Origin of the sequence: Paracoccus alcaliphilus (assembly GCF_028553725.1) — a bacterium.
GTDB classification, from domain to species: domain Bacteria; phylum Pseudomonadota; class Alphaproteobacteria; order Rhodobacterales; family Rhodobacteraceae; genus Paracoccus; species Paracoccus alcaliphilus.
Genome location: NZ_CP067125.1, coordinates 188,337 through 201,055, shown reverse-complemented (window position 1 = coordinate 201,055; position 12,719 = coordinate 188,337). Strand labels below are relative to the sequence as shown.

9 protein-coding genes and 1 pseudogene are annotated in these 12,719 nt (G+C 66.1%); 2 read left to right on the top strand and 8 right to left on the bottom strand.

Annotation, left to right across the window (positions count from 1 at the left end):
• Positions 1-79: 79 nt before the first annotated feature.
• The 3 genes and pseudogenes from JHW40_RS19340 to JHW40_RS19330 form a co-directional block, all read right to left on the bottom strand.
• Positions 80-1,276: a winged helix-turn-helix domain-containing protein gene (locus tag JHW40_RS19340; protein ID WP_090610596.1), complete on the bottom strand. Its 1,197-nt coding sequence runs from the start codon at positions 1,274-1,276 to the stop codon at positions 80-82.
• 50 nt (positions 1,277-1,326) lie between these two features.
• Positions 1,327-3,848: pseudogene (locus tag JHW40_RS19335) on the bottom strand (ABC transporter permease).
• Positions 3,845-4,543 carry an ABC transporter ATP-binding protein gene (locus tag JHW40_RS19330; RefSeq protein ID WP_090610597.1) on the bottom strand — a complete coding sequence of 233 codons (699 nt, stop codon included), beginning with the start codon at positions 4,541-4,543 and terminating at the stop codon, positions 3,845-3,847. The pseudogene JHW40_RS19335 and the gene JHW40_RS19330 overlap by 4 nt, the downstream one beginning before the upstream one ends.
• Positions 4,544-4,586: 43 nt before the next feature.
• Here JHW40_RS19330 and JHW40_RS19325 point away from each other — a divergent pair, with 43 nt between their 5' ends.
• The gene (locus JHW40_RS19325; RefSeq protein WP_090610518.1) at positions 4,587-5,240 is read left to right on the top strand and encodes an arylesterase; all 654 of its coding nucleotides are present in this window, start codon (positions 4,587-4,589) and stop codon (positions 5,238-5,240) included.
• A gap of 117 nt (positions 5,241-5,357) precedes the next feature.
• Here the strand turns inward: JHW40_RS19325 and JHW40_RS19320 are convergent, their stop codons facing one another.
• The 5 genes from JHW40_RS19320 to fdnG form a co-directional block, all read right to left on the bottom strand.
• Positions 5,358-5,555, bottom strand: a complete 198-nt coding sequence (locus JHW40_RS19320) for a hypothetical protein (RefSeq protein WP_139208104.1) — start codon at positions 5,553-5,555, stop codon at positions 5,358-5,360.
• Between the two features lie 241 nt (positions 5,556-5,796).
• Positions 5,797-6,663, bottom strand: a complete 867-nt coding sequence (gene fdhE, locus JHW40_RS19315; RefSeq protein ID WP_090610520.1) for a formate dehydrogenase accessory protein FdhE — start codon at positions 6,661-6,663, stop codon at positions 5,797-5,799.
• The gene (locus JHW40_RS19310; RefSeq protein ID WP_090610521.1) at positions 6,660-7,313 is read right to left on the bottom strand and encodes a formate dehydrogenase subunit gamma; all 654 of its coding nucleotides are present in this window, start codon (positions 7,311-7,313) and stop codon (positions 6,660-6,662) included. Before JHW40_RS19310 ends, fdhE begins: the two co-directional genes overlap by 4 nt.
• Before the next feature lie 14 nt (positions 7,314-7,327).
• Entirely contained in the window at positions 7,328-8,245 is a 918-nt protein-coding gene (fdxH, locus tag JHW40_RS19305; protein WP_090610522.1) for a formate dehydrogenase subunit beta, read from the bottom strand.
• Positions 8,242-11,319 carry a formate dehydrogenase-N subunit alpha gene (gene fdnG / locus JHW40_RS19300; protein WP_090610523.1) on the bottom strand — a complete coding sequence of 1,026 codons (3,078 nt, stop codon included), beginning with the start codon at positions 11,317-11,319 and terminating at the stop codon, positions 8,242-8,244. The genes fdxH and fdnG overlap by 4 nt, the downstream gene beginning before the upstream one ends.
• A gap of 432 nt (positions 11,320-11,751) precedes the next feature.
• Here fdnG and JHW40_RS19295 point away from each other — a divergent pair, with 432 nt between their 5' ends.
• Entirely contained in the window at positions 11,752-12,636 is an 885-nt protein-coding gene (locus JHW40_RS19295) for a LysR family transcriptional regulator (protein ID WP_090610598.1), read from the top strand.
• Positions 12,637-12,719: the final 83 nt, after the last annotated feature.

Below are 12,719 nucleotides of genomic sequence, written 5' to 3'. Positions count from 1 at the left end.
GACAGGACAAGGCTTGCCGCAGGGCCGGTTTGTCAAGCCGCCGCACTGTCGCAGCAAGGGCAAAAGGCCGGGGGCAGGATCAGGCACGCAGCCAGTCCGGCGCATGGTGGATATCGTCCACCCCGGCCAATGGCGCCAGCCTTTCGAATTCCGCCCGCAGCGCCGCGACACGCGCCGCGCCCATGCGTATCCCGGGTTCCGGCCAGAACGCCCGGACGACCAGCGCCCCGGCCTCTCGCTTGGCGTCCACCCGCCCGATCAGCCGGTCTCCCTGCATCACCGGAAAGACGTAATAGCCGTAACGGCGTTTCGGCGCGGGCACGAAGATCTCGATCCGATAGCGAAAGCCGAACAGACGCTCGGCCCGTGCCCTGTCGCGCAGCGCCGGATCGAAAGGCGACAGCACCCGCACCCGTGCCGATGGAGCAGGCAGCGACGGCACCAGATCCAGCAGCGCCGCATCGGAAAAGCAGCGCCGCCGCGACCCATCGGCCATTTCCACGTCGATCTCGACGATCCGCCCGGCGGCCAGCGCCTCGGCGCACCACAGCTTTGCCTCGTCGCGGGTGACGATCTCGAAAAAGGCGGCCAGTTCGCCGCTGGTGCCGAAGCCCAGCCGGTCCAGCGCCGCCGTCATCGCCCAGTCGATGATCTCGGCATCCTCCCTGCTGGCGGTCAGGTGTTCCGCCGGAATGACCCTCTCGCTGAGGTCATAGAACTTGCGGAACCCCTCGCGGCGGCAGATCGCCAGCCGCCCGGACCGCCACAGATATTCCAGCGCGGTCTTGGACGGATGCCAGTCCCACCAGCCCGTTGATCCCCGTTCCTCGCCCTCGCCGACATCCTGCGACGAGGCGGGGCCGTGATCCGCGATCCGCCGCAGCACCGTGTCCAGCTCCGAGTCCCAGCCCTCGCGCCGCCATTTCGGCCAGCGTTGCTGCATCCGAGCCTCGTCGCGGGCGAATTTCAGCCGCCACATCGGATAATATGGCATCGGCACCACGGCGGCATCATGGGTCCAGTGCTCAAATGCGGTCCGGTGCCGCGCCACCATGTCTTGCAGCGCGCGCGGACGGTATCGGCCCCGGCGCGACCACAGGATCAGGTCATGCGCACGCGCCAGCGTGTTCACGCTGTCCACCTGCACGAAACCCAGCCCCGCCAGCAGCCCGGCCAGATCGGCGCCCTTGCCCGGTCCCGATCCGGGCCGCAACAGCAGATGCCGGTCCAGAAACAGGCGGCGGGCGTCGCGATTGGCAAGCAGTGGTCGGGTCATGACCGTATCGATTGCCGGTTTTCGGCGCGGACGCAAGCGCGGGGCGGCGATCAGTCCTGCTGGCGCAGGATGCGGGCGGGGCGGGTGGCCAGCGGGCGCAGCGCAAACAGGATGCCCGCGCCCAGCACCGCCACGACCCCGCCCAAGACGATGGCGATGGCCGACAGCGGCTCGAAGGCGAAACTCGTCTCCATCACGAAGGTGACGACCGCCCAACCCGCCACCGCCCCGGCAAGGATCGCGACACCCCCGCCGCCGCCCCCATCAGCACCGACCGCAGCGCGAACGAGGCCAGCACCCATCCCCGCGTGGCCCCCAGTGTGCGCAGCACCGTCGCCTCGAAGATCCGCTCGCGCTCTCCGGCGGCGGCGGTGCCGATCAGCACGACAAGCCCGGTCAGCAGCGTCGCGCCGGCGGCCCAGGCGGCGGCCGAGGCGATGGCACCCAGAACGGCGGTCGCCTGATCCACCGCGTCGCGCACCCGGATCGCCGTCACATTGGGCATGTCGCCGGCGATGGCGCGCAGGATACGGCCCTCGGCTTCCGGGGCGGCATAGACGGTGGCGATATGGGTATGGGGCGCGCCCGCCAGCGCAGCGGGGCTCATCGCCATCACGAAGCCAAGGCCACCGGTCGAGAAATCGACCTGACGGAAGCTGGTGATTTCACCCTCGATATCGCGGCCAAGGATATTGACGGTGATGCTGTCGCCCAATTGCAGGCCCAGCTCGGCGGCCTCTTCCGCGCCGAAAGAGATCTGCGGCGGGCCGTCGTAATCGGCCGGCCACCATGTGCCTTCGGTGATCGTCGTGCCCTCGGGCGGGGTGTCGGAATAGGTCACGCCGCGGTCACCGCGCAAAACCCAGTGATCGCCCGCGACCTCGGTGGCGGGGCGGCCATTGATCCGGGTCAGGATGCCGCGCAGCATCGGCGCGGTCTCGACCCGCTCGACCCCCGGATCGGCCGCCAGCGTCGCGTTGAACGCGTCCAGCTGGTCGTTCTGGATATCGAGGAAGAAATAGGCCGGCGCGCGGGCGGGCAGGTCGCGGTCGATGGCGGCGCGCAGGTTGGCCTCGATCTGGCCGACGCTGGCCAGTACCGCAAGACCCAGACCAAGCGACAGCATGACCGAGGTGGTTTCCGAACCCGGTCCGCCGACCGCCGCGAAGGCCAGCCGCAGCGCCGGGCGGCCCCGCATGATCCGGCTGCGCGCAAGGGCCCGCGCCAGCAGGCGCACCAGAACCGCCGCGCCCGCCAGCAGCGCCAGCGCGCCGATCACACCGGCGGCGGTGCCAAACGCCAGATCCGGCGCGCCGGAAAACCACGCCGCCCCGCCCACCAGCAGCACCGCCAGCCCGGCGCTGACCATCCACCAGACCGGCCGCGGCGCCGCCCCCGCGCCGCCCACCGCCGCGCGATAGAGCGCCGCCGCGCGGACCTGCGCCGTGCGCGCCAGCGGCCACAGCGTGAACAGCAGCGCCGTTACCAGCCCGTAAAACGCGGCCTCCGCCAGCGGCGCGGGCCAGGGCGCAAAGACGGCGGGCACGGGCAGCAGACGCTCCAGCACCGGGGCCAGCGCCATGACCGCTCCCGTTCCAAAGATCAGCCCGGCCAGCACACCCAGCAGGGCCATGGCGCCGATCTGCACCAGATAGACCATGAAGATCAGCCGCTGTTCCGCGCCCAACGTGCGCGGCGTGGCGATGGTCGCCGTCTTGCCCGCCAGATAGCTGCGCACGGCGGCGGACACACCCACGCCGCCCACCGCCAGCCCGGCCAGACCCACAAGGATCAGGAAGGCCCCGATCCGGTCGATGAAATTCTCGGCCCCCGGCGCGGCGCGGCGGCTGTCGCGCCAGCGCAGACCGGTGTCGCGGAATGCCGTCATCGCCTCGGTTCGCAGGGCGTCCAGATCGGCGCCCGGCGGCAGGATCATGCGGTATTGCGTGTCGTAAAGCGTGCCCGGCCCGATCAGCCCCGAATCCGCCAGCGCCCCGGTCGCCACCAGCGTGCGCGGCCCAAGGCCAAACCCGCCTGCCGCCGCGTCGGGTTCATGGGTCAGCACTGTCATCAGCCGGAAGGATTGCATGCCCAGCCGGAACTCGTCGCCGGGGGTAAGGCCCAGCCGTTCAACCAGCACCGCATCCATCGCCGCACCCGGCAGCCCCTCCGCGCCCGCCAGCACCTCGGACACCGGCATCGGCGGATCAAAACCCGGATCGCCCAGCAGCGGCCAGCCGTCGTCCACCGCCTTGACCTGCGTCAGACCGCGTTCTTCACCCACCACGGCCATCGAGCGGAAATCCACCACCTCGGAAACGCGCATCGCGATGCGGTCCATGAAGGCGTGTTCGTCATCGGTGGCGAAGCGATAGATGAACTGCATCCGCGCATCGCCGCCCAGCATGACCGCACCCTGATCGGACAGGCCCTGCCGGATGGATTCGCGCACCAGCCCCACCGCCGCGATCGCCGCGACGCCAAGGATCAGGCAAGCCAGAAAGATGCGGAAACCCGCCAATCCCCCGCGCAACTCTCGCCGGGCGATGCGAAAGGCCAGTGCGGCGCTCATTCGGCGGCGGCCCGCTGTGCGTCCTCAACGGCGATCCGCCCGTCGGCCAGATGCACCACCCGGTCGCAGCGCGCCGCCAGTTCCGGCGCATGGGTCACAAGAACCAGCGTCGCGCCATGCCGGTCGCGCAAACCGAACAGCAGGTCCATGATCGCCGCACCGTTCGCGCCGTCCAAATTGCCGGTCGGCTCATCCGCCAGCAGGATCGCCGGGCGCGCCACGGCGGCCCGCGCCAGCGCCACGCGCTGTTGTTCGCCCCCCGACAGCTGCGCCGGGTAATGGCCCTTGCGCGTCGCAAGGCCGACGGCGGCCAATTCGTCCTCCGCCCGTTCAAAAGCATCGCGGGCGCCGTTCAGTTCCAGCGGCAGGGCGACGTTTTCCAGCGCGGTCATCGTCGGAATCAGGTGGAAGGACTGGAACACCACCCCCATATTGTCACGGCGGAACCGGGCGAGCTGATCCTCGTTCAGGGCGGTCAGGTCGCGGCCCTGCGCCATCACCTCGCCACCCGTGGCGCGTTCGAGCCCGCCCATGAGCATGAGGAGAGACGACTTGCCCGAACCCGACGGCCCCACCAGCCCCAATGTTTCCCCGCGCGCGACCTGCAAGGTAATGCCGCGCAGGATCTCGACCGGCCCCGCCGCGCCCGTCAGCGACAGCCGCGCGTCGCGCAGCGAGATCACAGCTTCTGTCATCCGTTCCGCCCCCATGCGCCGCCTTCGCAGGCAATATGGGGGTATGTCGCGTTTCTGCAACCGCAAAGCGGCGGCCATCGCGGCACTTGTGATGCTGGCGGCAACCCCCGGCTGGGCCGAGGCGCTGCGGCTGGTCGCGCTTGGCGACAGTCTGACTCAGGGCTATGGCCTGCCACCCGAGGACGGCTTTACCGCGCAGCTGGAACGCTGGCTGACCTCGCAGGGGCGCGATGTGCAGGTGGTGAATGCGGGCGTGTCGGGCGACACGACGGCGGGCGGGCGATCGCGGGTCGGATGGGCGCTGGCCGATGGCGCGGATGCGATGCTGGTCACGCTTGGCGGCAACGACCTGCTGCGCGGGATCGACCCCGCGGTCAGCCGCGACAACCTGGACGCGATCCTGACCGAAGCCGCCGCGCAAGAGGTTCCCGTTCTGCTGGTCGCGATGGAGGCACCGGGCAATTACGGCCCCGAATACCGCGCCAGTTTCGACGCGATCTATCCCCAGCTTGCCGAAGAACATGGCGTCGCGCTGGCCGAAAGCTTCCTCGCCCCGCTGCTCGACGACAGCCAGGATGCGGCGCTGCGCGACTATCTGCAAGAGGACGGGCTGCACCCCAATGCCGAGGGCGTGGCGCGCATCGTCGAAGGGCTTGGCCCAAAGGTGCTGGACCTGATCGACACCGCGACCCGGTGACACCCCGGACCAGGGGGCGCAGGCACCATCCGCCAAAACGAAAAGGGATCGCCGGCACATCGCCCGCGACCCCTGCACCCGCCCCAATCGGGCAGGCCTTTCCGGGAAAACCGAAACTTATCCTTCAGGGGCCGGCGCGGGGGCTTCCGGTGCGGGGGCTTCCGGTGCGGGGGCTTCCGTCGCGGGCGCGGCGGCAGGATCGGTGATCGCGGCATCGCCGGCCTCACCGTCTTCCTTGCATGCCGCAAGCGCGGTGGTGGCAGCAAGCGCGGCGACAACGACAAAGGCACGCAGGGGTTTGTGACGAACAGACATCAGGCTTATCTCCATTGCGGTTCCGTTTCGCGTCCCGCGATCCGTATGCCATCGGACATGCGTCGCGAGATTGCCCCCCTGATCTGATCCATCCGCGCCAGCGCGACCAGCCCCCATGAAATCACCCAGCGAAAACAAGCCATTCGCGCAAGTCCCGCTTGGCGGGTTCCCGCTGTCATCACAGGGGCGCAAAAAACCGCCGAGAGGGGCGAACCGGGGCCGGAGTGCCGCCCGGCACCCATCAGCAGGCGGGCAGCGCGAAGGGATTGAAGCCGCTGCGACCGTGGCCCTCGTCACCGGCGGCGGCGTCAAGCGCAAGGCTGGCCAGATCGTCGGCGACCACTTCGGCGCCGGGGTCTCGCTCAAGGCTGATGACCTTCAGATAGCTGCCGCAGGCACTGCACGCCTCGGCCCGGATGGCGGCCTCGGGCGTGTCGAAGCTGAGATAGTCCAGCCGTGTCGAATCCCCGCAATTCGAACATTTCGCCCGCACCATATGCCATTCGCATTCACACAGCGCGCAATGCAGATAACGCAGCCCCTGACGGTCGCCGGTATGGATCACGCTGGCGACGGGGGCGGTGCCGCAGATGGGGCAATCGGCGGGCTCTTGCTGTGCCGCTGCGGGCAAGGGGGCGGCGCGCGCGGCCTGCGCGACCCGCGATGACAATGCCGCCCAGAGGAACGGGGCCAGCGCCGGATCGACGGCATCGAACCGACCCTCGACCAGCGCAACCCCGGCGTCACGCCGGGCGGCCTCGGGCATCTGCGACAGCGCGGCCAGATGCGGCGCGACCTGATCCGGGGCGCGCGGGGTCAGCCGGGCGATCATCCGGTCCAGAGCCTCGGGCCAGTCGCCATTCTGCGCCAGCGCCACCGGATCGACCGGGCCGGATGGTGCGATGTCGGTCAGGCAGGCGGCCTGCGCCCCGGCCATATCGGCGGCCAGCGCCAGATAGGCCGACAGCTCGTGCCCTTCGGCCAGCGCGCGCAGACGGGCGGCGCGAGTGACATAAAGCACCGCCAGATCCGGGCGCAGCACCGGGTCGAAGTGGCGGCTGGCGGACTCGGGCGGGACCGAGGGGCGCAGGTTCGGTGTCACGCTCATGGTTTTCCTCTGCCGGGTGCGGCCTCTTTCGCGTCGAGCTCATCGGCCCAACGGTCGTGATGCTGACGCGCCCATGCTTTCGAGACATAGCCGGTCACCATGCCGCTGACCGATCCCCGAACCCAGATCGCCAGATAGATATGGCCGAGGATCAGCAGGATCAGCCCGATTCCGGCCACCGAATGGACAAGGATCGCCAGCCTGATCACCGGGATCGTGAAATATTCCGAGAAATAGGCCCGCCACATGATCAGGCCCGAGACCAGAAGCACGATGATGGATGCCATGATCGCCCAGAACAGCAGTTTTTGCCCGGCATTGTATTTGCCGATGCGCAGCGGCTGTTCGTGATTGTTCAGCAGCACGCCCCTGATATTGCGAAACCAGATCGCGTCGGTCCGCGCGGGCAGATTGTATTTCACGAACTTCACGAACATGTAGCACAGGCCGACAAACACCGCGATCCCAAGGAAGGGATGCAGGATGCGCGCCATCTGCGGCGTGCCCAGCAAGCCCGACAGCCATGCGAATGTCGGAAGGAACCACGAAATCCCCGAAGTCGCGGCGAGAAAGAAGCACAGCACGATCATCCAGTGGCAAAGCCGCTCGGGGAATTTCGTGCGCAGGATCTGATCCTTCTTGCGGTTCATGGTGATACCCTCGCTTATTCCGCCGCTTGACGGGGTTGCGTTTCGGCGTTCTCGGCGTCCCCTTCGGGGTGATCGCCCTCGTCAACGTCATTGGGGCCGACGCCGATGTAATGCGCGACCATGCCGGCCACGGCCACCGCGCCCGCCACCGCCGCCGCAGGTTTCAGAACATCCTTCCAGCCCGAGACGGCGGCGCTGATCTTGGGATCCTTTGGCAGACCCGCATAACGTTCCGGGTCGTCGGCATGTTGCAGCACATACATGACATGGGTGCCGCCCACGCCCGCAGGGTCGTACAGCCCGGCATTGTCAAAGCCGCGCTCGTTCAGTTCGGCCACGCGGGTGGCGGCCAGATCCTGCATCTCGGCCTTGGAGCCGAAGGCAATGGCGCCGGTCGGGCAGGTCTTGGCGCAGGCGGGCGCCTGACCGACCGCCAGCCGGTCCGAGCACAGCGTGCATTTATAGGCCTTGTTATCCACCTTCGAGATACGCGGCACATCGAACGGACAGCCCGCCACACAATAGCCGCAGCCGACGCAGAGATCGGACTGGAAATCCACCACGCCATTGGCATATTGCACGATCGCGCCGGGGATCGGGCAGGCCTTGAGACAGCCCGGATCCTCGCAATGCATGCAGCCATCCTTGCGGATCAGCCATTCCAGCTTGCCGGATTCGTCCTCGTGTTCGGTAAAGCGCATCAGCGTCCAGCTGTCGGGAGACAGATCGCGCGGGTTGTCATAGACGCCGACGTTCTCCTGCACCTCGCCGCGCAGGTCGTTCCATTCGTTGCAGGCGGTCTGGCAGGCCTTGCAGCCGATGCAGATCGACACGTCGATCAGCTTGGCGACCTCCATCTGGTGGTCGCGGATCTGCGGCGCGGGGGTGGCGGCACTGGTGGCCGAGCGGCGGACGATATTCTGCGAGTTCATGCCAGCGCCCCTTCCGCCTTTTCGACATTGACCAGAAACGCCTTGAATTCAGGGGTCTGCGAATTCGCATCCCCGACGCCCGGCGCCAGCGTATTGGCCAGATAGCCCTTGCGCGTCGCGCCCTCGAACCCCCAATGGCAGGGGATGCCGATCTGCTCGACCTCTTGCCCCGCGACATTCAGCGTGCGCATCCGTTTCGTCACCACGGCCTTGGCGGTGATATAGCCGCGCTTGGTGGTGATCTTGACCGTATCGCCGTGACCGATGCCCTTTTCACCGGCCAGCTTCTCGCCGATCTCGATGAACTGCTCGGGTTGCAGCATGGCGTTCAGGTGGCTGTGCTTGGTCCAGTGGCGGAACAGCTCGGTCACCGAATAGGTCGTCGCGACATAGGGGTAATCATGCCGGTTGCCCATCCGCTGCGCATCGTTCTGGAAGATGCGCGCGGTCGGGTTATGGGTCACGACCTCATGCAGCGGGTTTTTGGCGATGGGGCTTTCGACCGGCTCGTAATGTTCGGGGAAGGGGCCGTCATTCATGCCCTTTTCCGAGAACAGCCGCGCCATGCCTTCGGGCAGCATGATGAAGGGCGCTGCGGGCGCTCCGGGCGGCAGATCGGCCGGGAAATCGGGAATATCCGCGCCGGTCCATTTCTCGCCGTTCCAGTGCAGGATCTGCCGGTTCGGGTCCCACGGCTTGCCGTCCACATCCATCGAGGCGCGGTTATAAAGGATGCGCCGGTTCGCGGGCCATGCGAAGGCCCAGCCGGGGGTGTTTCCAAGGCCGGTATCGGTATTGTCGCGATTGGCCATCTGGTTCCCGCGCTCGGTCCATGACCCGGTAAACACCCAGCAAAAGCTTTGCGTCGTGCCGTCATCGCGAAGCTGCGCGAAACTGTCCAGCAACCGCCCCTTGCGCAGGATCCGGGTGCCGTTTTCGTCGAACACGTCCTCCAGCGCATAGCCATTGGATTCCTTGGCCATTTCCTCAGGATGGGGGAAATGAGGATCGTGATAGGTGTCGTGGTCCCAGCTCATATGCAGAACCTGCTCGGGGCAGGCGCCGCCTTCGGTCTGATACAGCCGGCGCAGCTCCATCATGATGTCGCCCAGGATTTTCGGGTCGTGGCGGGCCTCTCCCGGGGGTTCCTGCCCGGCCAGATGCCATTGCAGCCAGCGGCCCGAATTGACGATGGCCCCGTCCTCTTCGGCAAAGCAGTTCGAGGGCAGGCGGAACACCTCGGTCATGATCTCTTCGGTGGGAACGTCGTTGAAGCGGCCCTCATTGCGCCAGAAATTCGATGTTTCCGTGACCAGCGGGTCGATCACGACAAGGAATTTCAGCCGCGACAGCGCCTTCGAGGTCTTGTTCTTGTCCGGCATCGCCGCCAGCGGGTTGAAGCCCTGCGCGATATAGCCGTTCACCTGACCTTCATACATCATGTCGAAATAGGCCAGCATGTCATAGCTGCGATCCCATTTCGGCAGCAGATCGAAGGCGAAATCATTGTCGCGGGTGGCATGCCTGCCATAAAGGTTCTTGAGCAGCGAGATGAAGAATTTGGGCGTGTTCTTCCAGTAATTGACCTGCCCCGGCACCATGTTTTTGGGCGTCACCTCGTCCAGATATTGCGCCAGCGTCTGCTGATCGTCCGAGGGCAGGTTCATATAGCCCGGCACCCGCAGCGACAGCAGCCCCAGATCGGTATAGCCCTGAATGTTGGAATGGCCGCGCAGCGCGTTCACGCCGCCGCCCGCCATGCCGATATTACCCAGCAACAGCTGGATCATCGCCGCGCCACGAATGATCTGCGCGCCACCCGTGTGATGGGTCCAGCCAAGCGCGTAAAGCCATGTCATGGTCCGGTCGCGGGCCGCGCATGACCCGACGATCCCGGCGATTTGCAGGAAATCCTCGCGCTTGACGCCGGTGATCTCCTCGACCATCTCGGGCGTATAGCGGTCCACATGCTTTTTCAGCAATTGCAGCACCGAACGCGGATGCGTCATCGAGGGGTCGCGCAGGGCATTGCCCTCTGCGTCACGCTCATAGGTCCAGCTTGATTTGTCATAGACCCGCGTTTCGGGATCGAAGCCCGAAAACACGCCCTCGTCAAAGTTGAAATCCTCGCGCACGATCATCGAGGCATTGGTGTAATCGCGCACATAGTCATGCTGGATCTGGCCGGTATCCAGCAGATAGCGCACCATCCCCATCAGAAAGGCCGCGTCCGACCCGGCGCGGATCGGCGAAAAGATATCGGCCACGGCAGCGGTTCGGTTGAAACGCGGATCGACGACGATGACCTTGGCCTTGTTCTTGATCTTGGCCTCGATCACCCATTTGAAGCCGACCGGATGCGCCTCGGCCGGGTTGCCGCCCATCACGATGACCACATTGGCGTTCTTGATATCGACCCAGTGATTGGTCATCGCACCGCGCCCGAAACTGGGCGCCAGCGCCGAAACCGTCGGCGCGTGGCACAGCCGCGCCTGACAATCCAGACCCAGCATGCCAAGCGCGCGGGCGAATTTGAAATCCAGCACGCCGGTTTCATTGGACGCCGCCGAGGATGCCAGCATCCCCGAGGACAGCCAGCGGTTCACCAACTGGCCTTTTTCGTTGCGCTCGATGAAATTCGCGTCGCGGTCGTCCTTCAACAGGCGGGCGATACGCCGGGTGGCCTCGTCCCAGCTGATGCGGATCCATTCCTTTGATCCCGGCGCGCGATATTCGGGATGGGTCAGCCGACCCTTGGAATGGATCATGTCGATCAGCCCCGCGCCCTTGGGGCACAACGACCCACGGCTGACCGGATGATCGGGATCGCCCTCGATATGGAAGATGCGGGGTTTGGCGTTTCTGGCCCCGTCGCCAAGCGAATACATCAGAATGCCGCAACCGACCGAGCAATAGGTGCAGTTGTTGCGGATTTCCTTGGCGCGCAGCAGCTTATAGGGCCGGACCGCGGCGGATACCTGCGCCTCGGCGGTCGAAAGACCCATTGCCGAGGCCGACACAGAGGCCGCCCCCATCCCGAGGATCTGAAGAAACCGCCGTCGTCCAAGTTTCATTGCGGTGCCATTCACGGTGCCAGCCCTCCCCTGAAATCCTGCCATTGTGTGCCATCGCACACCGCGCATTTCCGGGACCTAGCGCCGCCAGAGCCGTTCAGGCAAGCCGCAAGACGCCCACCGTTTCGGCAGCGCAGCGACAAATTGCAGCATTTGGCGACACCACAAATCCTGACTGTTTTACAGGTATTTAGCAATTCCTTGTAGGGCAAGGGAATTGAGATTTTGATATGCGTTGCTTATTATGCAATATGCACCGAATATCAATGTAATGTGAGCGGCCACCATGCACCGGACAGAGGGGACAGTGACGATGTACCAGCCGTTTCGCCGACAGGAAACCGACCGATTCGGGATCAAAGCGATATGTATTCGTGGATATATCGAAACCACGTCCCGCGCAACTTCGGACTGGGGCAGCGGGGTTGCAGCATGCTGATCCGCCATCTGGATTTCTTCGTCACCCTGGCCGAGGAAGAGCATTTCGGACGCGCGGCAGAGCTGTGCGGCGTCAGCCAGCCGGCGCTGTCGCTGGCGATCCGCAAGCTGGAAGAGGATCTGGGCGCAACGCTGGTGCTGCGGGGCAAACGCTTCATGGGGCTGACCGCCGAGGGGCAGAAGGCGCTGGCATGGGGCCGTCAGATTTTGGCCGATTACGGCCATCTGCGCGACGATCTGGTCGGTCGGCGCAAGGGCGGGCTGACGGGACGGCTGCGACTGGGCGTCATCGCCCCGGCGATGCCGCTGGTGCCGCTGATCTCGGCCCGGTTCGAGGCCCGCAACCCCATGGCCCGCATCGCCATACGGCTGATGTCATCCCCCGACATCGCCACCGCCATCCGCCAGTTCGACCTTGACGGCGGGCTGACATGGCTGGAAGGCCGCGCCCCCGCCAACAGTTTTGCGCAGCCGCTCTGGTCCGAACGCGCGCTGTTCGCTTGCCGCAAGGACCACCCTTTCGCCCCCGACCCATCGGTGCCGTGGCGTGATGCGGTGACGCAGCCGCTTTGCGTGGCGGAAGGCGCCATCGCGGCATATCTGGAAACCCGCCATATCCGCCCGGCAATCACCTGCACATCGCTGGACGGGGTGCTGGCCCATCTGCGGGCGGGCTTCTGGTGCGGCATCGTACCCACGGGTTTTCGCGCGCTGCTGGCCCCCGGAGACGAGGTCGTTCTGCGCGATCTGGACGATGGCGGGCCACGGATGCAGCTGGGGGCCACGCTGATGAAGCGCGATCCGCAATCACCGATGGTACAGGCCTTGCAGGATTGCATCGCCTCGCTGACCCAGGATGGCAGCCTGACACCCCCCTGACCGGTGGCTGTCCCGCCTTGTCCTTGATCCGGCAAAATGCGAACATCGCCGCTCTGCGCCTCGGATGCCCGGTTCGGGAACAG